Below are 24,753 nucleotides of genomic sequence, written 5' to 3' on the forward strand. Positions count from 1 at the left end.
AGCCGTGGCTTCAGCTCGCCAGCGCGAACTTCTCCGCCTGCTCCAGATCCACCGACACGAGCTGCGAAATGCCGCGCTCGGCCTGGGTCACGCCGAACAACCGATCCATACGGGCCATGGTGATCGGGTTGTGGGTGATCGTCACGAAGCGCGTGTCTGTCTTCTTGCGCATTTCGTCGATGAGGTCGCAGAAACGCTCGACGTTATAATCATCGAGCGGCGCGTCGACTTCGTCGAGCACGCAGATCGGCGACGGGTTGGTCAGGAACACCGCGAAGATCAACGACATAGCGGTCAACGCCTGCTCGCCGCCGGAGAGCAGCGACATGGCCGCAGGCTTCTTGCCCGGCGGGCGGGCAAGAATGTCGAGGCCGGCCTCCAGCGGATCGTCGCTCTCGACGAGCTGCAGCTCCGCCGAGCCGCCGCCGAAGAGGATCGTGAACAGTTCCTTGAAATGCGCATTGACCTTGTCGAAGGCGGCGAGCAGGCGCTCGCGGCCTTCCTTGTTGAGGCTCGCGATGGCGGCGCGCAGCTTCTTGATGGCTTCCGCGAGGTCATCGCGTTCGGCGATCATCTTCTCGCGGGTCGAATCGATCTCGGAAAGTTCTTCCTCCGCGCGCAGGTTGACGGCCCCGAGCCGCTCGCGATCGGCGCGCAGAATTTCGAGCCGCTTTTCGACCTCGGCAATCTCCGGGAGCTCGTCGCCCTCCTTCACCTCGGCAAGGCCTGCCAGCGCGGCGGGGGTCGTTTCGAGATCATGTTGTATCGCGCGCTCTATGTCGGCGGCGCGCTGTTTGGCGGCCTCCAATTGCGCTTCGCTGCGCGCCTTGGCCTCGCGGGCGGCGCTCATCGCGTCGAGCGCGGCGCGGGCGGCGCGGTCCGATTCGGCGAGCCGGGTTTCGGCCTCGGCGCGCGCGTCCGAGGCGGCGCGGCGGGCGGCCTCGGCCTCTTCCAGCGCGTTCATCAGCGCGCGGCGCTGTTCGAGGAAGGCGTCGGGCGATTCGGCGAGGCGCTCCTGCTCCTCGCGCGCCGATTCGAGCCGCTCCTCCAATTCGCCGAGGCGGTCCTGGGCGCGGTCGCGCCGCTCGGCCCAGGAGGCGATCTCGCGGAGGATAGCGTTGATGCGGGAGGCGCGGGCGCTCGCTTCGTTACGCAGGCTCGTCAGCGCGGCGCGGGCCTCGCCCGCCTGGGCGCGCTCGACCATGGCGCGAGCGCGCAGGCTCTCCAGCATGCCGGCGAGCGACGCGGGCTCCTCCAGCGCGTCGAGCTGGGCCGACAGCGTGTCACGCTTTTGCGCGGCTTCATCCCGATTGGCGAGCGTCTGGGCCTTGGCCTCCTCCAGCGCGGAGAGGCGCTGGCCGATCTGCGCGAGGCGCCGCTCCGCCGCGCTGTGACGTTCGCGCGCCTCCTCCAGCTGAGCGCGGGAACGACGCTGGGCGTCACGAGCCTGGGCGTCGGCCATGGCGGCGAGCCGCGTGGCCTCGCGCGCGGCGTCGAGCTCCTCGGCGAGGGCGTCGGCCTGGGCGCGGGCGCGTTCGGCCTCGGTGCGCAGATCTTCGAGACGGTTCTTTTCGGCGAGGCGACGGGCGGCCGGCGTCGGGGCCTCGGCGGCCTGGGTGAAACCGTCCCAGCGCCACAGATCGCCCTCCTTGGAGACGAGCCGCTGGCCGGGCTTCAACAGCTTGCGCAGGCTTTCGCCCTCGGCGCGCAGAACGACGCCGATCTGCGCCAGCCGACGGCGCAGCGCCGGCGGCGCCTCGACCATCTCGCCGAGCGAGCGGACCCCGGGCGGCAGCGCCGGATCCCCGGCGTCGGGCGTGACTGCCCAATGGGCGGGCGCGGAGGTTTCGGCGGAGGCGTCGAGATCGTCGCCGAGCGCCGCGCCGAGCGCGGTCTCATAGCCCTTCTCGACAGTCATGCTCTCGACCACCGGGGCCCAGAGCCCGCCCGAGCCCGACTGCAGCAGATTTTCGAGCGTGCGGACTTCCGTCTCCAGCCGCTGCGCCTTCAGCGCCGCCTGCTCAACGGGCTGGCGGGCGGCGGCCTCGGCGTCGCGCGCCGCGCGCTGGGCCTCTTCCGCCATTTGGGCGGCCTCGTCGGCGGCATTGGCCGCTTCGACCGCCATCTCGAAGGCTTCGGCGAGCCGTTCAGCCTCCTCGGCGCCGCCGCCCTGGCCGGCGATAAGGGCGAATTCCGTATCGAGGCGCGTCAGCTCCGCCTCGAAGCGGGCCACGCGCTGGTTTTCATCGCGCAAGGCCGTTTCGATCGCGGCGCGGCGGGCGTTGACCCCGGCGAGCTGCTGCTGGGCGTCGGAGAGTTCTGATTCGGTCTCGGCCAGCGCCGCCTCGATCTCCGCAAGGCGCGCCTTGGCTTCGGGCTCGCGCTCGCCGTCGAAAGTGTCGGCGCCGAGCAGCTCGGCGCGCTCCTCCTCCAGCCGCTCGGCGACCTCGGCGGCGTCCTCGATCAACGCGCGCTCGCGTTCGAGGTCGCGCATGAATTGCTCGATCTGGCGGGCAAGCTCCGAGATGCGCTGCTTGGCGCGCTCTTCATCAGCCTCCAGAGACTGGCGCGCGGCGACGAGACGGTGCAAGGCGGCGCCGGCTTCCGCCTCCTTCTCGCGCAGCTTCGGCAGCTCATGCGCCGCAATGGCTTGAAACTTCGCGCTCTCCGCCTGCTCCAGCGTGCGTTGCTGGACATTGGCGATGTCGGCTTCGAGCTTCGCTGCGGCGTCGCGCAGGCTGTCGGCGGCAATCTGATAGGAAACCAAAGCGACGAGCGCCTCGTTCTGGCGGATTTTGGCGGCGATCTCACGGTAGCGGGCGGCCTGGCGCGCCTGACGGCGCAGGCTGTCGCCCTGGCTCTCGACCTGTTTCAGGACGTCCTCAAGACGCGTGAGATTTTCGGACGCCGCATTGAGCCGCAGCTCGGCCTCGTGGCGGCGCGTATGGAGACCGGCGACGCCGGCGGCGTCCTCCAGAATGCGGCGGCGGGCCTGCGGCTTGGCGGAAATGATCTCGCCGATCTGGCCCTGGCGCACGAGCGAGGGCGAGCGCGCGCCGGTGGCGGCGTCGGCGAAGAGGAGCTGCACGTCGCGGGCGCGAACTTCCTTGCCGTTGACGCGATAGGTCGAGCCCTGCTCGCGCTCGATGCGGCGGGTAACCTCGATCGTGTCGGCATCGTTGAAGGCCGCGGGCGCAAGGCGGGCGGTATTGTCGAGGACGAGGCCCACTTCGGCGAAATTGCGCGCGGGGCGCGAGCCGCCTCCCGAGAAGATCACGTCGTCCATGCCGGACGCGCGCATGTTTTTATAGGAGTTTTCGCCCATGACCCAGCGCAGGGCCTCGACGAGATTCGACTTGCCGCAACCGTTCGGCCCGACCACGCCGGTGAGGCCCGGCTGGATCAGGAAGTCGGTCGACTCGCAGAAGCTCTTGAAGCCAAGAAGTCTGAGGCGCTCGAATTTCATAGGCAAAAATGCGCCACAAAAGAATGACGAATGCAAGGAAGCGCCCGCAATATCTTGTGGGAAGAACGGCGCGCGACGACAGCGCCGAATCGGGAGCTTCCCTATTTTCCTATTGCGCTGGAGGGATTCAGCCGAAAAGATGGGACCGAACGGTGAATCGCGACGGCCTTCCGGCCTTAACTCTCGTTCGAGGATGAGCTTGGCGGCGACGGTATCCTGCAGGGACGATCTTTGGGTTTTCGGCTATGGCTCGCTGATGTGGCGTCCGGGCTTCGACTATGTCGAAAGCGCGCTCGCCTGGGTCCATGGCTACCACCGCTCTCTCTGCATTTTCTCCCATGTGCATCGGGGCACGCCGGAGCGTCCTGGTCTCGTGCTCGGCCTCGACAAGGGCGGCTCCTGCCAGGGGGTGGCCTTTCGCGTGGCGGCGAAAGAGCGTGAAAAAACCGTTCAATATTTGCGTGAGCGGGAGCTCGTGACCGCCGTCTATCTCGAAAAGACGGTGGGGGTCCGCTTCGCCGAGGGCGGGTGCGCCAACGCTTTGGCCTATGTGGTCGACCGTAGTCACTGCCAATATGCGGGCCGTCTCCCCTATGATGAGATGACAAAGCTCATTGCCGAAGGGTGCGGGCTTGCCGGCGACAATCCGGCCTATGTCCGCAACACATATGAACATTTGCTCCAGCTCGACATTCACGACGCCGAGCTGGCGGAGGTCGTCCGGCGGTTGGACCAATGCTCCTGCCGCGCGGCGCCCGCACAAAAAAAGGCCGGGGCGAACCCCGGCCATTGAGGAAACACGAAGTTACGCCGACTGGGCGCGCTTACGAACAGCAGCACGAACGCTCACGCAACGCCTCATTACGGCCAAGCACGCGACAAACGCCACCAACGCCACACGCACTCAATTCAGCAGCGACCCGGCCAGATCGCGAACCGCCTCTATGTCCGGGCAGAAATGCACATGCCATTCGACGACGGCGAGTTCACGCCCGACCTTGCGCAGCGCATCGCGGGAGCGGCGCTCCGCAGCAGCAAAGACGCAGACCGGCCGCAGGACGCCGCCGTCGGATGCGACGCCGATGACGGCGCCCCTCTCCACGTCGGAGACAAAGCCCTCCTCGCCGCGCTGGAAGACGGAACAGACAAAACGCCGCCCACTCGCGCCCCGCCAGGAGAAGAAACGGCCGCGCAGCGCCTCCGAATCCGCAAGAGAATCGAGTTCCTGCCCGCGCGGCGTAAAAGCGCGGATCGAGCGGGACCTGGGGGAAGCGAAGCGTTGCATGACGACCCTGCCAAAAGCGGGAGCAGAACAAGAACACAACTAGAACAAACACTGCACGCTGTCAAGGCGCGCGACCGCCGAAACCTCGGGTTCCTGAACAAGGCCCGGCGGGCGCGCGCCGCGTTGCGCCGACCGCACAACGCAAGACGGCAACCCGTCTCGCCGCGTTTATGCCCCGCTCAGCATCGCCCGGATGTGCGCCAGCGCGCATGGCGAAAAGCGTCTTGTCGTGAAAATGGGGAGGCCAAGCTTCTGTTTCAAGCTGAGACAGAAGCGCACGAACACGCAGGAGAGCGCGTTGGAAATCCTGGCGCAAGCGCCGCGCTGGCTGCTCCCCCGCGGCCTTAAGCGTTGGCCCCGCCCCCGGCGGTCTTCAGCCAAGCCGCGCCGCAGGCCTTGGCCAGCTCGCGCACGCGCAGAATGTAGCTCTGACGCTCGGTGACCGAGATCACGCCGCGCGCATCGAGCAGGTTGAAGGCGTGGCTCGCCTTGATGCACTGGTCATAGGCGGGCAGCGCCATGCGGTGCATCTCGTCGCCCGAGCCTGCGCCGAAATCGAGGAGGCGCCGGCACTCGGCCTCGGCGTCCTTGAAATCCTCGAACAGCTTCGCCGTGTCGGCGGCTTCGAAATTATGGCGGGAATATTCCTGCTCCGCCTGCAGAAAGACGTCGCGATAGGTGACCTGCTCATCGCCGTCGCGGCCGTTGAAATTCAGCTCCATAATGCTGTCCACGCCCTGCAGATAGCAGGCGAGACGCTCGAGCCCATAGGTCAATTCGCCCGCGACCGGCGCGCATTCGAAGCCGGCGACTTGCTGGAAATAGGTGAATTGCGAGACTTCCATGCCGTCGCACCAGCATTCCCAGCCGAGGCCCCAGGCGCCGAGCGTCGGGCTCTCCCAGTCATCCTCGACGAAACGAATGTCATGCAGCCGGGCGTCGAGGCCGATGGCGGCGAGCGAGCCGAGATACAGCTCCTGGAGATTGGGCGGCGACGGCTTCAGGATCACCTGGAACTGATAATAATGCTGCACCCGGTTGGGGTTCTCGCCATAGCGCCCATCCTTGGGCCGCCGGCATGGCTGCGCATAAGCGGCGCGCCAGGGCTTGGGGCCGAGCGCGCGCAGCGTCGTCCCCGGATGAAAGGTCGCCGCGCCCATCTCCATGTCGTAGGGCTGCAAAATGACGCACCCCTGCGCCGCCCAGTAATTCTGCAGCGTGAGAATCAAGCCCTGGAAGGAGCGCGTGGGGGAGAGATAGTCGACAGCCCCGCGCGACGCATTGGCGGCAACCGCTTCCTTGCTTTGATCGACGCTCATATCTCGAACCCCTGGCCGCGCCTTCGCGGATCTTGCGACGAAGCAGTTACGGTTGTCGCGCCGCGCGGTCAATGGGGCGCGTCCGCCTCAGAAGTCGTCTCAATTTAAGCCAAATACGCCGCTCGGCGGAAAGGGCTTGGCAACCATTCCGAAAGCACCCCGCGCTAGCGTCGAACCATGCGTAACATGGTTCTGTATCCTCGCGTTTTTTCATCCCGAGAGCTTCGCCGGATCATTCCGGCGCTCGGGGCGATGAGCATCTGCCTCTTGACAGGCGCCTTGCTCTTCCCGCGCTCGCCCCTCGACCCGGCGCCCGACGCCGAGGCCGCGGGCGTCAAGGACCTTGGCCTGCGCGGCTCTTATCTCTCCGATATCGGCCCCCATGCGGCGAGCGCCTTTGCGCCGCGCGAAGCGCGCGCGAAACCGCCGTTCCGTTTTGTGGCGGAGGCCGAGGCGGCGACGCCCGCGCGGCTGGCGAAGGCTCCCGAACCGCCGGCGCCTCCAACGCGCCCGGTCGAATTGCGCAGCGTCAGCGCCGCTCTCGTCGAGCCGCCCCACGTCACGGCGGATGCGCCCACTCCGCCGCGCCGGCCCGCCGAGCTCTCGGCCGCGCTGCGGCCCGAGCCGCCAAAAGAGCTGCCGCTCGCCGCGCGGCAGGAACCGGCGCCGCGCCGGATATCCCGCCTCGAGGGCGCCACCGCCGTTCCGGCGACCCCGTCCGACAATCCCGGCTTCTTCGAGCGGCTGTTCGGCGGCGCGCCCCAGGCCGCCGCGCCGCGGGCGGCCCACCGTCAGGAAGCCATGGCCTACGCCAACCCTTCCGATCCAGTCGGGCTTTTCGGCGGGCTGCACAGCGCCGTGGCGCCGGCGAATCCGAGCGCGCGCTTCGACCGCTACACGGCGGTCTACGACATCTCCGCCCGCACGGTTTACATGCCGAACGGCCAGCGGCTGGAAGCCCACTCCGGCCTGCGCGAGCATCTCGACGACCCGCGCTATGTGCATTTGCGCATGCGGGGTCCGACCCCGCCGCATGTTTACGATCTGAGGCCGCGTGAGGCGCTGTTCCACGGCGTCGAGGCGCTGCGGCTCAATCCTGTCGGCGGCGGCGGGGCGATCTATAATCGCGCGGGGTTGCTGGCGCATACTTATATGCTCGGCCCCAACGGCGACTCGAACGGATGCGTCTCCTTCCGCGACTACGACGCCTTCCTCAACGCCTATAAGAGAGGCGAAATCCGGCGCCTCGCGGTGGTTTCCCACCTGTAAACGACTGAGCAGGCAGGACCTTCCCGCCCTGCCTGCTCCGCCGCCGTTCCCCGAAGCGCCTGTTTACAGCCAAGAATTCGCCCGAATTGAGCCCAAGCAAGGCCGTGATGCTTTTCCAGAGTGTTGCCGTGACGCTATTGCGCGCGCCAGTCCGGGTCCGGAGCATCGATTCGTCGAAGCCCTAAGCCACAAGTGGCGCGCCCCAGCGATGCTTTCGGGGGCGGACGTTGAAGAAAACCCATCTACACGGCTTATTGTCGCGCGATCACGGCCGGCCGCTTGCCTATGCCGTGCTGGGCGCGGGCGTATTGTCCTTGGGCTTGCTGGCCGCTTGGCAAGGGCTTCATCAGCGCCCGGCGCCGGCCCCAGTCCTCGCCGGGGCCGCGCAGCCGACCCAGGGCCCACATCCCTATGGGCCGATGGTCGTCGGGCTCGGCCCCTGGGCGCGCAGCGCCGTCACGACGGCGCCTGCCCCTCAACAGAGCGCCGCGCTGGAGGCCAGGGTCGAGTCGGCGACGCCAAACGACAGCGTCGAACCGACCCCTTCCGACGTTGCCGAGGAGGCCGGCGCGCCATTGCCGCCGCATCGCCCGGCCGAGCTGAAAAACTCCATGAGCCGCGCGCCTGAGGCGGCGCCCATGCGCCAGGCGGCGCTGCCAAGCGAGCCGGCGCCGGCGCCGGCGGACAACCGCGGTTTCTTCGAGAAGATTTTCGGCGGCGCCGGCGAGCAGCAGCCAGGGCAGCAACAGGCCGGCCAGCAGCCTCAGCCCACCCCCCTCGGCCGCGGCCGCCGACAGCAGCAGGCGGTCGCGACTCAGGGCCAAACCCAGGCCTTGGCTTATGCGCCGCAGGAATCGACCGGCGGCCTCTTTGGCGGCCTGACCAGCGCGGTCGCGCCTTCCGTCCCCGCTCAATCGACCGCAACCGCCCGCGCTGGCGCCGGCACGGCCGTCTACGACATCTCCGCCCATACGGTTTACATGCCGGACGGAACGAGGCTCGAGGCGCATTCCGGCCTCGGCCCGCATCTCGACGATCCACGTTTCGTCCATGTCCGGATGAAGGGCCCGACCCCGCCGACCGTCTATGCGCTTACGCCGCGCGAGGCGCTGTTCCATGGCGTGGAGGCGCTTCGGCTCACGCCCATCGGCGGAGACAATATCTACGGGCGCGCCGGTCTCCTCGCCCATACGTTCATGCTGGGCCCGAACGGGGATTCCAACGGCTGCGTCTCTTTCCGAAACTATAGCGCCTTCCTGCAAGCCTATAAGCGCGGCGAGGTGCGGCGGCTGGTCGTCGTCGCGCGGATGTAACGGCTCATAAAAAACGCCGCCGAGGGCGCGTCCCTCGGCGGCGTTTGTATTGCGCAGCTTACTATTAGGTGGGCGCGTGCGCGTGACCGTGTGTCCCTCCGCGCTCCGGCCCCGCGACTCGATGCGACTCGCTTTCAAGCTCTGAGCGCGCCTCGGCGACGAGATCGCCCGTCGCTTCGGCGATGGTGGCGACGGTTCTCTCATAGACGGAGATACCGGTCTTGATCGCCCCCTTGGCTACCGGCCGCAGCGCGCGCCCAACCGAGGGGAACAACGCCGGAACGACAAGAAGCGCCCCGATGCCGATCGCCACGGGTCCCAATGCTTCTTCCATGAGGTCTTCGAACAGCGCCATTGCCGTGCTCCTTCAGGATGTGATCGAACGATCCCTTTCCGGTTGAATGGCTCGCACTGGGGGATGTCATTCCCGGCGGGCTGAAAGCCCGACCGGGAATCCAGAGCCGCAGAAGCGCTGGTTTTGCTCTGGATTCCCGATCGCTCGCTATGCGAGCGTCGGGAATGACGCCGAACCAATCAACGGATCTCACACCAGTCATGTGCGCATCCGCGTTGCGCCTTCAAGGCGCGTCAGCGCCTAAAACATTTTAAAAATCTTTTAGTTAGGCAGAGCTGCGCACAGCCGACGACGCGATTTCACCTGCCGCCGGAGGGCGGTAGAAACTGCTGCAAGGGCAAGCCCGCGCGCTGCCCCTCCTGATAGGAAACCCACCAGCGTTGCGCCGCCCGGCCGCCATAGAGCAGGACCATGGCCGCCGCGGCCACACTATTGCCGCGCGCCAGCTTGAGTGCGACGCTGGCGCCCACAACAGCGAAGACGGAAATCCGCGCCATATTGACCCGGCCGGGGCTCCGGCGCTGGAGATGCGCCTGGGGCTTGGCGCTCGGCTGTTTCGGCTGGGGCGCTTCGTTCCTCTCGTCGCGCATGGAGGCTTCCATGGCCCGCAGCATGCCGCTCGATTCCAGCAGATCGAGAATGGCTCCGGCGTCGGGAGCATGAATCACGACGCTCGTGGAAAGCGGATTGACGTCGACGCGCTCGACGTCCGGCCATTGGGACAACTGGTCTTGCACAGACCTAAAAAATTCACGGTCACCGCGTTTGTGCGGCGCTTGGAGTCGCAGCCGCCGAGGCGTGGCGTGCGCAACGTGGAATCCATGATGTCTCGTCATCGGGCTGTTTCCCGCATAGGGGCCGGGCTCTTTGACGAAACGATAGTTCCAGGGAAAGCGCATTCAAGCGCGCGTGACCGCGTGACGCGCGAATAGTCTTGAGGATCGGACCCATCATACGAGGTTCGACGTCGTTCCCGCCGCTCGCGCAGAGAGGGGTCGGGAATCCCGAGCCAAACCGGCGCTTTTGTGGCTCTGGATTCTCGATCGGGCCTTCGGCCCGTCGGGAATGACAAGCGCCCAATGCGCGCTGTTCAAACGGAAACGGTATCAGGTCAGCAATTTGACCAGGGAAAGCGCCGAGCGGTCGAACAGGCTCTTCACCAGCGCCGAAGCCAGGGCCTGGCCAAGCCCGGAAGCCGCACTCGTCGCAACAGAGTCGGCGCTGTGTGACGGGGCGGGCTCGCCGGCCTGATCGCTGAGGCAGCCCTGCCGCCGCAGCGTCGCCCAGAAGGCCTCCAAATCGAAGTCGGCCCGGTGATAGAGCACCGTGACGCTGCCCGTGTGGGCGTTGATCGAGGCTGATCTCACGCCGGGCACGGAAAGCAGCGCCGAATGGAGGGGGATAATCGCGCGCGAGTGGCCGACGAGATTTGCGAGGCAGACCCGCAGTCGCCCGGGAACATGGTGCAGGTGAAGGACCATCTGACAGCCGACGTTAGTGTTGCTGGTACAACTACTTAGCCTGATCGAGTTACAACTGCATGACATTTCTGGGGCGTCGCGCGCCCGCTTTCACAAACGATCAGGCCGCCGCCTGCGCCTGTCCCGAGGACGGGATATAGCGCAAGCAAAGGCCCGGCAGCGGATTGGCGAGGCCCGAAACGACGCTGACGTCGCGCCAGCGCGGATAGGCCGGAGGAAGAAGTTCCAGCACCAGGCCCACGCCGGCGAGGAAAGCGCCCTCATCGGCGAAATCCTGCGGCCCGAAATCACGGGAGGCGTCGGCTCCGCTATCGGCGCCGTCGAGCAGCGTCTCGAGCATCGGAAACGCCCAGGGCGCCTGCTCCACGATGCGGCGCACGTCCGCTGGATCGGGCCGCGACACCCGCCAGCGGAGCGGCGGCTCGCTCAGCCGCGCGGCCGCGTCTTCGCTCGCAAGATCAGGCAGCGCCCGCAGATCATGCGCGGCGATGGAGAGGCAGCCCGCTGGGTTGCGCCGGAAGGCCTCGAAGGCGCCGACCAGGATCGCCGACTGCTGATGCAGGCGCCCGTCGCCGCGCTCGCCATCCTCGGGCCGGAATCGGGCGCGCATGAAAATGATGCTGTCGCCGACAGCCCGCGCAATCAGGCAACCGGCGCTGCGCGCCCCGACCGCAATGGCGTCCGGCTCGAACCGGCGCAGGCCCGCGAGGCGCAGGGGCGAAAGATAAGGGTCCCAGGCGCGATCGAGGCCCGCGGAACGGCGCGTGACGGCATAACCCGCCGAGGCGGGCACGCGCCGCTCGGCGCCCTCGCCGAGCTTGCCGTAATGCAGGCGGTGAAAGGTGATGATCTCGTCGCCGCCAGACGACGCGCCGCTCGCCATAAACCCGCCCCTCACTATGTCTTTCGCGCTTTACGACAAATAGGAAGGTTTCATTAAGCAAGAATTGCTGTCGCCGGAATTTCTTCTTCCAGCGCGTCGATCTGCGCGTGGGAGAATGTGAAGGCGCTGTCGAGCCCCAAAGCGGCGTAGAGAATGGGCTCGGCGGTCAGAAACGGCCGCCAATATTCGCTGTGGACGCGAGCGCCCTCGAGCCCGGCGCGGCGGAAGCGGCGCTCGCCCGGCTGATGCGGGTCCATATTCGGATTCTGAAAGCGTTTGACGAAGCCATAGGCCGAGCAGACGGTATAGCGCACCGAGACGCCGACGGCGTCCAGCGCCCTGAGCCGCGAGAGCCATTGCGCCGAGCGCAGCGACTTGCGCAAGACATGCAACGCCACGGCCGGATCGCAGGCATAGGTGAAGGCGCTCGGCCCCAGGCGCGTGAACAGCCGCTCATATTGTGAGAAGACCACGACGAGGCGCTTGATCTTCTTTTCGCGCGCAAGCGCAAGGCGGTCGATGAGCCGCGCCAGCGCGCCCATCCAGGCCGAGTCGTCGAGCCGCACCAGCGGCAGCACCATCACCAACGCATCCGCCTCCAGCATCTGGCGCGCGAGCTTGGCTTTCACGTCGTTGAGGATCGCGACCTCCGCGCCATCCGGCGGCGCGGCGATTTCGCCCGCCGAGTCGACGATCTCCAGCAGCCAGGGCCCGCGCGTCACGATTTCGGGCGGCGCCTCGCCATTCACCGAGAGGCGGAAATAATATTCGTAAGTGTTGAGCGTGTCGGTGGCGACGCCGCCGTCCGAGAATTCCTGTTTCAGGCGCTCATAGTCGCCCTTCTCGGCCGCGAAGAAATCGGCGCGGCGCAAATCCGCCGGCCCGGCGGCGAACTCGGCCTGCGAGATCGGCTGCAGCGCCGGCCGCAAGCGGGGCGAATAGCCGAAGGCGCTGTGCGCGACGCAATCGACGAGCGACGCCAGAAGCGAGGACTTGCCGCCCTTCTTGGGCCCAACGAGACAAACCGTTAGTTTTTCGGTCATTTCCGCTCCCTTACGAGCGCGACCATACAGGGCGAGAGCGATGCGGGAAAGGAGGGTGAGCGCGGCGTTTCACGACCCGTCGGCAGGTGCTTCTTAAGCGGGAGTAAGTGTATTGGGGCGTGTATAGCGAAGCTTTACAGACCGTGCTTCGCCCAGATCGCGCGGATCTGCTCGTCAGTGGCAAATTCGCCGGACGCCGCCTGGGCGTAGGACTCGTCGAAAGACGCTTCCTCCTCGGCCGTCAATTGAACGACGGACGTAACCTCGCCCGTCATCGCCATGATGGCGCGCGCCAAATCATCCTGCATCGCGGGAGGAAGGTTGCGCGCGGCCTTGAAAGCCCGATCGAGAAGCTCCGTCATGCGCGAATAATAGCCCTCCCCTGGCAATACCGAAACCCATCGTCGCCCTAAATGGTGACGCGCCCCGGGTCGCCGTGCTAAGCGCGCCTTATGCTCGAAGGCCTTCCCCCCAATGGCGCCAGCCATGTGCTGCGCCTCTCCACGGACGAGCGGCGCGCCCGCGCCGTCGCGGACATCATCGTCGAGACGTTCGACCCCACCGAGACCGCCGCCGGCGCCTTCGAGGTCGACGACGGCCCGGTCTGGGCAGTGGAGGTCTATTTCGCCGAGGCGCCCGACGAAGATGACATCCGCACGCTGATCGAGGTGGTGACCGACGCCGAGACCGCCGCCCGCGCCGAATTCTCCGAGATCGCCAAGGAAGACTGGGTTCAGAAGTCGCTCGCGGGGCTCGAGCCGGTGCGGGCCGGCCGCGTGCTGGTGCATGGCTCGCACGATCGCGACCGGGTGAGGACGAACGACATCGGCGTCGAGATCGAGGCGGCGCTCGCCTTCGGCACCGGCCATCACGGCACGACGCTCGGGTGCCTCCGCGCCCTCGATCGCGTCTTGAAACGCCGGCGCCCCCGCCGCGTGCTCGACGTCGGCACGGGAACGGGCGTGCTGGCGATCGCGGCGGCGAAGCTCCTCCATCAGCCTGTGGCCTGCGGCGACATCGACCCCGTCGCGGTCGAAACCGCCCGCGCCAACGCCGTGGCCAATGACGCCGGCGCCTATGTGCGGCCGGTCGTGGCCGTGGGGCTGCGCCATGAAGCCATTGTCGGCAAATACGATCTCATCCTTGCGAATATTTTGGCGAAGCCCTTGCGTTTGCTCGCGCCCTCCATCGCCGCAGCCGCCGGGCCGGAGGCGGAGCTGGTGCTCTCGGGCCTCCTCGCCCGGGACGTGGCGGGCGTTCTCTCGGCCTATCGCGCCCAGGGATTTTCGCTGGCCGAGCGCGGCGACATCGACGGCTGGGCGACGCTGGTGTTGAGACGCGGCGGCGCGCGGTGACGATCCGCCGCCTCCTCGCTGCGGATGCGGAGGCGTTCCATTATCTGCGGCTGGAGGCCTTCCGCCTCGAGCCGCGTTGCTTTCGCTATGCGCCGCAGGACGAGGCGGGCGTCGGCGCTGCGGAGAAGGCGGCTCGGCTGGAGCGTGATTTCGTCGTCGGCTACTTTGCCGGTGACGCGCTTGCGGGCGCCGCCGGGCTCGCCTTTTTTTCGGGCGCGAAGCTGGGCCACAAGGCGCTGCTCTGGGGCATGTATCTGCGCGCCGCGCATCGCGGCTCTGGCGCCGCCGACCGGCTGATGGACGCGCTGCTCGAACAGGCCCGCCTTCGGGTGGAGATCGTCACGCTGACCGTCGTCGACGAGAACGCACGGGCGAAGCGCTTTTACGAACGCTGGGGTTTTGCAACCTATGGCGTCGAGCCCCATGCGGCGAAGCTCGGCGACGGCGATTATCTCGATGAGGCGCTGATGACGCTGCGGTTGCGATAGTCCCCGCTTATCGTGCTCTCGCAGGCATACATCTTCACCTCGCCGCCCTCGTCATGGCCGGGCTTGTCCCGGCCATCCACGCCCCGCAAACCAAAGCAGACGCTGGGCGTTCGTCGCCATTCGGAATGTTTGCGTCGACGTGAGGTAACAGGACACGGAGATCGCAAAGCCCTGCAGGGAACTTTATCCATAGCGACGACGCGCCCAGTTCGGCTGTACCCCTCGGCGTGGGTGGCCGGGACAAGCCCGGCCATGACGCCCCCGGGGATGTGTGACTCCCTTAAGGCTTATCGCGGGGGAGGGACAGAGAGGGGGCGCTTGCGGCGGCGACAAACCATTGCTCATCATCTCTTCCCGAACTAGCTTTGCTTCATGTTCGAAGCAAAATTCCAATCCTTCGCCGACGCCTCCTCCTCCCACGACAGCGCCACGCGGATCGCCGCGCTGCGCGAGGAGCTCGCGCGCCAGAACCTCGACGGCTTTCTCGTTCCGCGCGCCGATGCGCATCAGAACGAATATGTGCCCAAAAGCGCCGAGCGCCTCGCCTGGCTGACGGGCTTCACCGGCTCCGCCGGCTTCGCCGTGGTTCTCGCGCAGGAAGCCGCGATCTTCGTCGACGGGCGCTATGTGATCCAGGTGCGCCAGGAGATCGACGGCAACATCCTCACGCCGATCGACATCTCCGAAACCGCGCCCTCGAAATGGCTTGCGGAGCATGCGCGTGAGGGCGCGCGCATCGGATATGACCCCTGGGTCCATACGAGCGGCCAGATCGAACGCTTCGCCAAGGCGGTCGAGGGCAAGAAGATCGCGCTCGTTCCGCTCGACGCCAATCCGATCGACGCGCTTTGGGCTGATCGCCCGAGCGAGCCCATGGGGCCCGTCGCCATCCATCCTGCCCGCTACGCTGGCGAGACCGCCGCCTCCAAGATCAAGAAGCTGCGCGAGGCGCTGAAAGACGCCGACGCAGCGTTGATGTCCGACCCGCACGCCATCTGCTGGGCCTTCAACATCCGTGGCGCCGATGTGGCGCATACGCCGATCGTTCTCGCCTTTGCGCTTCTGCCCAAGGAAGGCGCGCCGACGCTTTATGTCGACGACGCCAAGCTCGACGCGAAGACGCGCGCGGCGTTAGAGAAATTCCTCACGCTACGCGCCCCCGCCGAGTTGATTGGCGATCTGACCGAAGCCGGCAAGCGTGGCGAGACGGTGATGTTCGACGCCGCCACCGCGCCCGTAAAGCTCGTCGAGACGCTACGCGCCGCCGGCGGCAAGCCGCGCGTCACCGAAGACCCCGCGGCGCTGCCCAAGGCCATCAAGAACAAGGCCGAGCTGGCCGGCGCGCGCGAAGCGCATATCCGCGACGGCGCCGCGCTGACGCGCTTTCTCGCCTGGTTCGCTGAAGCGGCGCCCAAGGGCGCGCTCACCGAAATCACAGCCGCCGAAGCCGCGGAGACCTTCCGCCGCGAGAGTGGCGATCTGCGCGACATTTCCTTCCCGACCATCTCCGCCTTCGGCGAGCATGCGGCGATCCCGCATTATCGCGTGACCGAGAAAAGCAATCTCAAGATCGGCAAGGGCGTCTATCTGATCGACAGCGGCGCGCAATATCTCGACGGCACGACGGATGTGACGCGCACAGTTGTTGTCGGGCGCGCCTCGAAACAATTGAAGGATCATTTCACGCGCGTGCTCAAGGGCCATATCGCCATTGCGCGGGCGGTGTTCCCCAAAGGCGTCACCGGCGCCCAGCTGGACGCTTTCGCGCGGCGTTATTTATGGGAGGCGGGGCTCGATTTCGACCATGGCGTCGGCCATGGCGTCGGCTCTTATCTTTCCGTGCATGAAGGACCGCAGCGCATTTCCAAGATGGGCGCGACGCCCTTGCAGCCGGGCATGATCCTCTCGAACGAGCCCGGCTATTACCGCGCTGGCGAATATGGAATCAGGCTCGAAAACCTCATCATCGTGGAAAAGCGCGAGATCGCCGGCGCCGAACGCGAAATGTATGGCTTCGAGAGCATCACGCTTGCGCCTTTCGATTTGAACTGCGTCGAACCCAAGTTGATGAACGCCGAGGAGACGGCATGGCTCAACGCCTATCACGCTCATGTGCGCAAGACGCTCTCGCCGCTCGTAGACGCGAAAACGCGGAAGTGGCTGCGCGAGGCGACGCAGGCGATTTGAGCTGAGCCACCAACCGTCATTGCGAGCGTAGCGAAGCAATCCAGAGCCACATCACGGCCCTGGATTGCTTCGTCGCTTTCGCTCCTCGCAATGACGGCGTGATACGGCCACGCTGTCACTGAACCATCACGTCGCCGTCACGCAAGCTCAATCCAACCGTCACGCAAACGCAGTCGCAACGTCGCGAAAACGCAGCGCAATATCCCTAGCCTTGCGTTATGGCGTTTACGACGGACCTGGCGGCGAAGCTGACGCGCGACGCGTCAACCCTCCCGCAAACCGGCCTCTCCGGCCAATGGCTGCAACGTCTTCTCGACGCTGATCTTGCCGCGGTTCACCTCTTCTCCCGCTCGGCGCGGCCCAAGGCCATCCGCTTCCTCGCCATTGGCGTGAGCAAGCTCGGCAATGGCTGGATCTATCCGATCCTCCTGACCATCGTCTTCCTCGGGCTGGGCTGGCGGGGCTGGCATGTCGTGCTGCTCGCCGCCGCCAATGCGGCGCTGCTGCACATCCTCTATCCGATCATCAAGCGCCGCTTCTGCCGCAAGCGCCCCTTCCACGTCGATCAGCGCCTGCCCTCGCTGCTCAAGACGCTGGACGAGCACTCCTTCCCGAGCGGCCACGCCATGACGCTGACCGGCGTGCTGGCGCCGATCGTTCTTGCATGGCCGGCGATGAGCCTCTCCGCCGTGCTCCTCGTGATCTCCATGGCCTGGTCGCGAATCGCCACGGCGCATCACTATCCGAGCGACGTCATCGCCGGCGTTGCGCTCGGCCTCGGCCTCGCCTTCCCGCTCTCGACTTACGCGCTCGCGCTTTTCTAGGCCGCGCGCGCCAGCGCCAGCGGCGCCTCGGCAGGCGCCGCGCTCACGCGGCCCTTCGCCCCTTCGAGCGCGCCCGCGACGAGCTCCAGCCCCAGAAAGCGCGCGCGCTCCACCGGGCCGGGCAGCGACAGATTCTCGGTGAAACGGCGCTCGAAGCCGAATCGGCGATAATAGGGTTCGTCGCCGACGAGCAGCACCGCGCCATGGCCGAGCGCCGTCGCGCGATCCAGAGACGCGCGCATCATCTGCGCGCCGAGCCCCAGCGAACGGGCGTGCTCGGCGACCGCCAGCGGACCCAGCAGCAGCGCCGGACGGCGCCCGCCGGCGAAGACCGGCCACAAGCGAATCGTCGCGAGCAGCTCGCCCTCGTCGTCCTTGGCGACGAGCGCCAGACCCTCTGCGGGCACATGGCCCTCGCGCAGCCTTTCGCAGGTCTTGAGGAAACGCGCGGGTCCGAAAGCGGCGTCCAGCAGCGCCTCGCGCGCGGAGACATCGGCGGGAGTCTCTTCGCGAATCGCAAAGGAAGCGCGCGGCAGCGGCGCGGGGGCTGCGAGGGGCGCGAAAAGGTCGGTGTGAAGTTCAAAGGCCATCTGTTCCTCCTTCAGAGGACAAGCGACCCTCGCGCCTGGCGCGTATAAGCGCCCGCCGGACGGGACTGGTTTACTGGGATTTTGCTCTCACGCCGCCGGCGCCTGCCGGAGGGGATCAACTTTTATCGAAGGTTCATACCCGCGCGCACCATCCACGCGATGCGAGATCGCGCTGGCTTGGATGGCCGGGACGCGCCCGGCCATGACGTTGCGAGTCGAGCGGTGAATCGCTCAGATGATGAAGGTCTCGAGCGGCGGGAAGCCATTGAAGCCGACCGCCGAATAGGTGGTCGTATAGGCTCCCGTTCCCTCGATCAGCACCTTCGTGCCGATCTCGAGCGAAATCGGCAGCGCATAGGGCGCCTTCTCATAGAGCACGTCCACCGAATCGCAGCTCGGGCCCGCGATGACGCAAGGCTCGGTCGGCGCGCCGTCCGCTTCCGTGCGAATCGGATAGCGGATCATCTCGTCGATCGTCTCGGCAAGGCCGTTGAACTTGCCGATGTCGAGATAGACCCAGCGCAGCTCGCCCTCGGCTTCCGACTTCTTCGAGATTAGCACGACTTCCGCCTCGATGATCCCGGCGTTGCCGACCATGCCGCGGCCCGGCTCGATGATCGTCTCCGGAATGCGGTTGCCGAAATGCTTCGACAGCGCGCGGAAGATCGCATTGCCATACTGCTTCACGGCCGGCACGTTCTTCAGATATTTCGTCGGGAAACCGCCGCCGAGATTGACCATCTGAAGATTGATGCCGCGCTCCGCGAGGTCGCGGAAGATGTCGGCCGCCGACTTCAGCGCGCCGTCCCACTTGCGCGGGTCGGTCTGCTGCGAGCCGACATGGAAGGAGACGCCATAGGCCTGCAGGCCCAGACGATGCGCATGCTCCAGCACGCGCGTCGCCATCTCCGGGACGCAGCCGAATTTGCGCGACAGCGGCCATTCGGCGCCCGAGCCGTCGCAGAGGATGCGGCAGAACACTTTCGAGCCCGGCGCGGCGCGCGCGATCTTCTCGACTTCCTCGACGCAATCGACCGCAAAGAGGCGGATGCCGAACTCGAAGGCGCGCGCAATGTCGCGCTCCTTCTTGATCGTGTTGCCGAAGGAGATGCGATCAGGCGTGGCGCCGGCGGCGAGCGCCTGCTCGATCTCGACGAGCGAGGCCGTGTCGAAGCAGGAGCCCAGCGACGCGAGCAGCGAGAGCACTTCCGGCGCCGGATTGGCCTTCACGGCGTAGAAGACGCGCGTGTCTGGCAGCGACTTGGCGAAGCCGAGATAGTTCTCGCGCACGACATCGAGATCGACGACGAGGCAGGGACCCGTGTCGCGGCCGGCGCGACGGCGCTCGGCGAGGAATTCTTGGATACGGTCGGTCATTGCGGCATCCCCTTCGAAGGGCGCGGGTCGAGCCGCGCCAGGAACCAGTTTGCTTCGGCGGATGCACGACGCCGTTCCCTCGCGCGCGTGGTGGAGACGCGACGACGGTTGAATGCGCCAGCAATCCAGGATCGCCACGCTTGCGCGCAAACGATCCGGTGATGCGCCGTCGGCCAATCGGACAACGAAAAACATGCGAAGACGCATGTCGCTCGGTATCAGAACAGCCTCGATTGGAAGGGGAAGAACCCTTTCCGCACGCCCGGCAAGAAAGACAAGCCTCTTCGGTAAGCCAGCCTTTGGAGGGCTGACAGAGACCAAAAAAGCCCGGTCCGTCGTTGCTTTAAGTCGCGATCCTCCGCTGAGAGCGGAGTTCGCCGGTTCGCCTCCGGCTGCCGGTTTTTTTACGGTGGTTAACCGGCCTCTTGTCCGGATCCCCGCCGACCGACACACGACCACAGGCACGTGCGATTTGGGCAAGGCTGTAGATACGCCCTTTTCGATCCGACACAAGCCTTTTTTGACCTTTGTTGGGAATTTTTTCGGCCCTTGCGCAGCGTGGGCGCGGCGGCGCCCAAAGAGCGCCGCAAGCAGCCGCGGCTTGCGTAACCGGAGCGTTGTCGCTACAGCAGCGTCAGCCGCGCCCTGCGATGACACGAGCAGAAGACACGCGCCGCTCCGGTAATTGAGAGATGATCGACATCACCCGGCGCCAGATGATTGGCGCCTTGGCCGCGTCAGGGGCGCAGATCGCCTTTCCTGGCAATGGGCTGAGCCAGAGCCTCACGCCGAAATTCGGCTTCGACGAAGTCGTGGCGCGCGCGCGCGATCTCGCCCGGGCGCCCTTCGAAGACGCGGCGCCGCGCCTGCCCGACCCTTTCGATGCGCTCGACTTCGACACGTGGCGCGACATCCGCTACAAGCCGGACCACGCGCTGTTTTCCAATCTCGCTGGCGGCTTCCGGCTCCATACTTTTCACCTGGGCTTCCTCTACCGCCGCGCCGTCACGATCAATACGATTCGCGACGGCATCGCCGCGCCGATTCCCTATTCGCCGGCCATGTTCGATTATGGCAGGCTGAAGCTCGATAAGGCGCCGGCCGTCAACACCGGCTTTGCCGGCTTCCGGCTGCATTTCCCGGTCAATGATCCCCATGTCCAGGACGAGGCGATCTCGTTTCTGGGCGCGAGCTATTTCCGCTTTCTGGGCCGCGATCAGCAATATGGCCTCTCGGCCCGCGCGCTCTGCGTCGAAGCGGGCACGAACCGGGAGACCTTCCCCTTCTTCCGCGAATTCTGGGTCGAGACGCCGGTTTCGGGCAACAACCACATCACGATCTACGCTTTGCTCGACGGCGAAGCAGTGACGGGGGCCTATCGTTTCGATCTGACGGTCGGACAAGAGAGCACGCTCGACGTGCAGGCGACGCTGTTTCCGCGCCGCTCGGGCGTGAAGTTCGGCCTTGCGCCGCTCACCTCCATGTATCTCACGGGCGAAAACGACCGCCGCGTGCGCGACGGCTTCCGCGACGAGCTGCATGATTCCGACGGGCTGCTGGTTCGCACCGGCTCGGACGAGTGGCTGTGGCGCCCGCTCGGCAATCCGGCGCGCGAACGCATGTCGTCCTTTCTCGATCGCAATCCGCGCGGCTTCGGCCTGCTGCAACGCGACCGCACCTTCGAATCCTATCAGGACCTCGACCTCGCCTATCAGAACCGGCCGAGCTATTTCGTCGAACCCGTCGGCGATTGGGGCGAGGGCCGCGTCGAGCTCATCGAGCTGCCGACCCCGGACGAAACCAACGACAATATCGTGGCGAGCTGGGCGCCCGCGACGCCGCCCGAGCCCGACAAGCCTTTCTCCTTCGCTTACCGCGTCAACGCGGGGCTCGACATGCCGCGCCTCGCGCCGAACGGCCGCGTTGTCCATACGTTCGAAGCGCCGGCGCGGGCGCTGGGCTCGTCCGAGCCGAACAATCCGGGCGCGCGCCGCTTCCTCGTGGATTTTGCCGGCGGCGACCTCAGCTACTATGTTTCCGATCCGGCGCAGGTCGAAGCGATCGCTTCCACCTCTTCCGGCCGTGTGCTGCGCGCGAGCGTGACGGCCAATCAACATATCGACGGGCTGCGAGCGCTGTTCGACGTCTCGGTGAAGCCCGGCGACACCGCCGATCTGCGGCTCTTTCTGCGCGCCAATGGGCGCACGCTGACAGAGACCTGGACCTACCCCTGGACGGCGCCGTCAGGAACCTGAGGCGCCGGCAGGCCAACGCTCCGAATTCAGGTTAACAAACACGCAGCCGCGTCATGCCCGCGCTTGTCGCTGGCATCCACGCCAGGACATTGCGACACGCGGGGAGAAGAAGCGGCGTTCTTCCGCTCATGTTCCCAGCTTTTTCGTGTCGGCGCGGCGTGGATGGCCGCGACAAGCGCGGCCATGACGGTGTTCGCCCGAATTCGAAGCCCCGGCTGGCGGACGCCCCGAACGCCGCCCCCTCAACTTAGCCAAGCTCGAAAGCGCCGACCGGCTTCATCGCGCCGTCGTCGTTGAGCGTCGGCGTTTTCTTTTCGGGGCGGCCCGTTCTACCCCAAGCGAATTCGATGTCATGCGCGACAAAGGCGGCTTGAATCGCCGCGAGCAAGGCGCTTTTCGCAGGTGCGTCGCTCTTCAACCCGAAGTGGACGTAGAAGCGCAGGATATATTGGATCTGGCCTTCCTTGCTGTCGTAGACGTCGACGCGGGGCGCTCTCTCACGGCTGATGTTGTCGATATGGGGAAGCGCGGCTGCGATCGCCTCGTCCAGCGCCTTGCGAACATCCGCGGTCGGAACGCCGGCGAAAGTCGAGATAATAATCGTCGATTCCGACCAGGAGGCCGGACGGGAGCGATTGACGATCGTCGCCCCGGCGAGCACCGAGTTGGGCACCATCACATAGTCCGGCGCGGTCGTGCGAATCGTGGTGGTGCGCCAAGTCATCTCCGTGACCATGCCGCGAATCTCCCCTCTCGAGATTTCGATCCAGTCGCCGAGCACGAAAGGCTTCTCCATGCCGATCATGACGCCGGCGAAGAAGTCGAGAATGAGTTTCTGGATCGCGAGACCAACCACGATCCCGACGACCCCGGAGGTAAGCCCCACGCCTTGCAGATCCAGGCCGAACAAAAAGTGGCCCGCCCAGAGAAGGGCCACGCCATAGATCAGAAAGGAAACGATCGACCGCAGGATCGCCGGCGCGCGCTGCGGATCGGCGGCGTCGGCGACCTGTTTCCAGACATGGCCCTCGAGCCAGGAATTGAACGTATAGGCGCAAGAAAAGGCGATCCAGGCGACGATGCTCGGCCAGACCGCCTTCTCGACGCCGAGCCCTGTCGACCGCACCAGCGTTTCGATGTCGGGCGCGAGATAAGCCAGAATATTGCCGCCGGCGACAGCCGCTAATCCGACCAGGACGCGCAAGCTCGCCTCTGGCCACCGCGCGAAGACGAACAGCAACCCGCCGGCGGATGCGAAGGCGAAGGGGATCGCCAGCGCCCAGATCAGCCAGCGGCGGTCGGCGCCGCCCGACCAGCCCTCGAACGGAACGGCGGCGATGTCGATTTGCGCGCCCGGCAGGCGCACTGCCGTGACCAGCGCGTCCGATCCCTCGTCGAAGAGCTTCTGATCGCCCTGGAAAGCCGGTTGCGGCGTTCCGTCCTGCTCCAAGCGCATGGCGAAGCGGTATTTCTGCGAATCTGCGCAAACGCCCAGATGGCAGACGAGCGCCTTGCGGTCGATCAGCACCGTGGAGAAGCCCCAGAAATTGTCGGCGGACGGCCGCTGATCTCCCAGAAACACGGGCCGCCGATAGAGGAACGCCTGATCGCCATTGGGCATGTTCACCGGGCCGGAGAACACGGGGATTCCCGTCTCTATGGCGCGCTGATTGGCGGCGGCGTCGGCGGCGGAATGCGCCAGATCGTGGCCGATCAGCGCCTGGTCGATCGAGTCCGCGGGTTCGACCTGGCTGATCTTGCCGCCGCGCGCCAGACGAATCGACATGAGGTCGGGGTTCGCGCGCCGGAGCCGCTGGGCGAACTGGCGGAACTCGGCCTCGGAGAAATCCGGATGCGCCGAGACAAAGGCCGACAGATTGCTGCTGACCGACAATTCTTCCGTCACGTCGCGGGTGGCGCGGCTGGTGACGAGCGCGAGCTCCTTCTGCATGGCGTCGCGCGAGGCGCCGGCTGCGCGACTCACTTCCAGCCGATCGAGGATCGTGGCGAGCCCGAGGAGAACCAGAAAGACGGAAGCAGACGCCCCGAAGGCCCAAAGGCGGCTGCCGAGCGGCAAGCCCGTCGCGCCGCGCAGCCAGACGAACGCGACCGTTCCGCAAAACAGGGAAAGAAGAAGCGCGAGCCCACGGATCATCCAGCGATTGGGCGAGTCCTGGCTCCAGCCGTCCGACGGCAGCGCGGCAACCTCGATCCGCACGCCGGGGAAACGTATGGCGCCGAGCGCCGGCTGCGCGGCGGCGTCGAAGAGGCTCGGATCGCCGCGCAACATCCCGCGATATTGCTGATCGACGAAAATCTTCATCGCCATGCGGTATTTCGGGCGAGGCTCGCACAGCCCGAGCTTGCATTCGATGTTGGGGCCCGCTTCGACGGTCAAGCCGACGAAAGCGGGCTTGGCGCCGGGGCCCGGCGCTCCTTCCGTAAAAACCGGCCGCGTATAAAGCAGGCCCGGCTCGCCGTCGCGCAGCGCGAAGGGACCAACCAGCGCCGGCGCCCCCTTCTCGATCGCCCGCGCGATGGCGGGTTCGGAGGCTAGAATATGCGTCTCGATGCGATCGATCGCCGCGCGGTTTTCGGTATAGGGCTCGATCCGCGCCACTTTCCCGTTCTTCACCAGGAACACCCGGCGCAGATCGGGATTCTCGCGGATGAACGGGCGGATGTAATTGGCGAAGGCTTGCTGGTCGATATTCGGATTAGCGCCGACCAATGCGCTGAGGCCCTGCACGACGGCGACCTTTTGCGTGAGGTCGCGCGTCGCCCCGCTGCTCATCGCCTCCAGCTCGACGACCGCATCCTCGCGCTGTTTTTCCAGCCAATTATTGCGGTCGATCCGTTCGGCGACGACCGCCGCGACGATCACCGCCAGCGCCACCGCCAGAGCCGCTAACGCCGGCTGCCAGAGCGAAGTCGTCCGGGATTGCCGAACGACGTTTTGTTTATCCATTTTTCCCTCGTCGGGCCAAACTTAGGCTTTGGCCTAGCTTAGGAGACTCTAAAGCTCAAGTAGCTCAACTGATGTGCGGCACGGCGCTTTCCAGTTAGAGCCACACATCTCGGGGACCGTCATGGCCGGGCTCGTCCCGGCCACCCACGCCGAGGGGCACGGCAAAACTTGGGGTGTCGTCGCTATGGATTAAGTTCTTGCGGGGTTTGCGATCTTGGAAGTCCTGTCGCCTCTCGTCGACGCAAACATTCCCATGAATGCCCAGCGTTTGCTGTCATTCGCTCGGCGTGGATAG

The 24,753-nt window shown here is 66.1% G+C and carries 20 protein-coding genes; 8 read left to right on the forward strand and 12 right to left on the reverse strand.

Annotated features, from left to right (window positions below; translation table 11 throughout):
• Window positions 1-10: 10 nt before the first annotated feature.
• Window positions 11-3,466 (reverse strand): AAA family ATPase, encoded by a 3,456-nt coding sequence (locus tag JJT62_RS12060; RefSeq protein WP_202073005.1) that lies wholly within the window; start codon window positions 3,464-3,466, stop codon window positions 11-13.
• A 193-nt stretch (window positions 3,467-3,659) separates the two neighbouring features.
• On the opposite strand from JJT62_RS12060, the gene JJT62_RS12065 reads away from it, so the two are divergent.
• On the forward strand, window positions 3,660-4,259 hold the full coding sequence (locus JJT62_RS12065; RefSeq protein ID WP_246744850.1) for a gamma-glutamylcyclotransferase: 600 nt from the start codon (window positions 3,660-3,662) through the stop codon (window positions 4,257-4,259).
• Window positions 4,260-4,370: 111 nt separating this feature from the next.
• Here the strand turns inward: JJT62_RS12065 and JJT62_RS12070 are convergent, their stop codons facing one another.
• Entirely contained in the window at window positions 4,371-4,751 is a 381-nt protein-coding gene (locus JJT62_RS12070) for a hypothetical protein (protein ID WP_202073007.1), read from the reverse strand.
• 344 nt (window positions 4,752-5,095) lie between these two features.
• The gene (locus JJT62_RS12075; RefSeq protein ID WP_202073008.1) at window positions 5,096-6,070 is read right to left on the reverse strand and encodes a glycine--tRNA ligase subunit alpha; all 975 of its coding nucleotides are present in this window, start codon (window positions 6,068-6,070) and stop codon (window positions 5,096-5,098) included.
• Window positions 6,071-6,322: 252 nt separating this feature from the next.
• Here JJT62_RS12075 and JJT62_RS12080 point away from each other — a divergent pair, with 252 nt between their 5' ends.
• Together JJT62_RS12080 and JJT62_RS12085 are read left to right on the forward strand one after the other, a co-directional pair.
• Entirely contained in the window at window positions 6,323-7,339 is a 1,017-nt protein-coding gene (locus tag JJT62_RS12080; RefSeq protein ID WP_246744851.1) for a DUF2778 domain-containing protein, read from the forward strand.
• A 227-nt stretch (window positions 7,340-7,566) separates the two neighbouring features.
• Window positions 7,567-8,652: a DUF2778 domain-containing protein gene (locus JJT62_RS12085; RefSeq protein ID WP_246744852.1), complete on the forward strand. Its 1,086-nt coding sequence runs from the start codon at window positions 7,567-7,569 to the stop codon at window positions 8,650-8,652.
• A 64-nt stretch (window positions 8,653-8,716) separates the two neighbouring features.
• Here JJT62_RS12085 and JJT62_RS12090 read toward each other — a convergent pair whose 3' ends face one another.
• The 6 genes from JJT62_RS12090 to JJT62_RS12115 form a co-directional block, all read right to left on the reverse strand.
• On the reverse strand, window positions 8,717-9,007 hold the full coding sequence (locus JJT62_RS12090; RefSeq protein ID WP_202073010.1) for a DUF5132 domain-containing protein: 291 nt from the start codon (window positions 9,005-9,007) through the stop codon (window positions 8,717-8,719).
• 299 nt (window positions 9,008-9,306) lie between these two features.
• Window positions 9,307-9,744, reverse strand: a complete 438-nt coding sequence (locus JJT62_RS12095; protein ID WP_202073011.1) for a hypothetical protein — start codon at window positions 9,742-9,744, stop codon at window positions 9,307-9,309.
• A 369-nt stretch (window positions 9,745-10,113) separates the two neighbouring features.
• The gene (locus JJT62_RS12100) at window positions 10,114-10,488 is read right to left on the reverse strand and encodes a hypothetical protein (protein WP_202073012.1); all 375 of its coding nucleotides are present in this window, start codon (window positions 10,486-10,488) and stop codon (window positions 10,114-10,116) included.
• Window positions 10,489-10,588: 100 nt separating this feature from the next.
• Window positions 10,589-11,371 carry a hypothetical protein gene (locus JJT62_RS12105; RefSeq protein ID WP_202073013.1) on the reverse strand — a complete coding sequence of 261 codons (783 nt, stop codon included), beginning with the start codon at window positions 11,369-11,371 and terminating at the stop codon, window positions 10,589-10,591.
• Between the two features lie 53 nt (window positions 11,372-11,424).
• Window positions 11,425-12,414 (reverse strand): hypothetical protein, encoded by a 990-nt coding sequence (locus JJT62_RS12110; protein ID WP_202073014.1) that lies wholly within the window; start codon window positions 12,412-12,414, stop codon window positions 11,425-11,427.
• A gap of 134 nt (window positions 12,415-12,548) precedes the next feature.
• On the reverse strand, window positions 12,549-12,776 hold the full coding sequence (locus JJT62_RS12115) for a hypothetical protein (protein WP_202073015.1): 228 nt from the start codon (window positions 12,774-12,776) through the stop codon (window positions 12,549-12,551).
• Between the two features lie 90 nt (window positions 12,777-12,866).
• Between JJT62_RS12115 and JJT62_RS12120 the strand changes: the two genes are divergently transcribed.
• From JJT62_RS12120 to JJT62_RS12135, 4 genes are all read left to right on the forward strand, one after another.
• On the forward strand, window positions 12,867-13,769 hold the full coding sequence (locus JJT62_RS12120) for a 50S ribosomal protein L11 methyltransferase (protein WP_202073016.1): 903 nt from the start codon (window positions 12,867-12,869) through the stop codon (window positions 13,767-13,769).
• Window positions 13,766-14,257 carry an N-acetyltransferase family protein gene (locus JJT62_RS12125; RefSeq protein ID WP_370568535.1) on the forward strand — a complete coding sequence of 164 codons (492 nt, stop codon included), beginning with the start codon at window positions 13,766-13,768 and terminating at the stop codon, window positions 14,255-14,257. Before JJT62_RS12120 ends, JJT62_RS12125 begins: the two co-directional genes overlap by 4 nt.
• Before the next feature lie 372 nt (window positions 14,258-14,629).
• On the forward strand, window positions 14,630-16,444 hold the full coding sequence (locus JJT62_RS12130) for an aminopeptidase P family protein (protein WP_202073017.1): 1,815 nt from the start codon (window positions 14,630-14,632) through the stop codon (window positions 16,442-16,444).
• A gap of 218 nt (window positions 16,445-16,662) precedes the next feature.
• Entirely contained in the window at window positions 16,663-17,268 is a 606-nt protein-coding gene (locus tag JJT62_RS12135) for a phosphatase PAP2 family protein (RefSeq protein ID WP_202073018.1), read from the forward strand.
• Here the strand turns inward: JJT62_RS12135 and JJT62_RS12140 are convergent.
• Both JJT62_RS12140 and JJT62_RS12145 read right to left on the reverse strand, forming a co-directional pair.
• On the reverse strand, window positions 17,265-17,858 hold the full coding sequence (locus JJT62_RS12140) for a GNAT family N-acetyltransferase (RefSeq protein WP_202073019.1): 594 nt from the start codon (window positions 17,856-17,858) through the stop codon (window positions 17,265-17,267). The genes JJT62_RS12135 and JJT62_RS12140 overlap by 4 nt on opposite strands.
• Window positions 17,859-18,089: 231 nt before the next feature.
• The gene (locus JJT62_RS12145) at window positions 18,090-19,235 is read right to left on the reverse strand and encodes a type III PLP-dependent enzyme (RefSeq protein WP_202073020.1); all 1,146 of its coding nucleotides are present in this window, start codon (window positions 19,233-19,235) and stop codon (window positions 18,090-18,092) included.
• Window positions 19,236-19,927: 692 nt separating this feature from the next.
• Here JJT62_RS12145 and JJT62_RS12150 point away from each other — a divergent pair.
• Window positions 19,928-21,490, forward strand: a complete 1,563-nt coding sequence (locus tag JJT62_RS12150; RefSeq protein WP_202073021.1) for a glucan biosynthesis protein — start codon at window positions 19,928-19,930, stop codon at window positions 21,488-21,490.
• A gap of 247 nt (window positions 21,491-21,737) precedes the next feature.
• Here JJT62_RS12150 and JJT62_RS12155 read toward each other — a convergent pair whose 3' ends face one another.
• The gene (locus tag JJT62_RS12155; RefSeq protein WP_202073022.1) at window positions 21,738-24,458 is read right to left on the reverse strand and encodes a mechanosensitive ion channel domain-containing protein; all 2,721 of its coding nucleotides are present in this window, start codon (window positions 24,456-24,458) and stop codon (window positions 21,738-21,740) included.
• Between the last annotated feature and the right edge of the window lie 295 nt (window positions 24,459-24,753).

Origin of the sequence: Methylocystis sp. Sn-Cys, from assembly GCF_016745395.1 — a bacterium.
Taxonomy (GTDB): Bacteria; Pseudomonadota; Alphaproteobacteria; order Rhizobiales; family Beijerinckiaceae; genus Methylocystis; species Methylocystis iwaonis.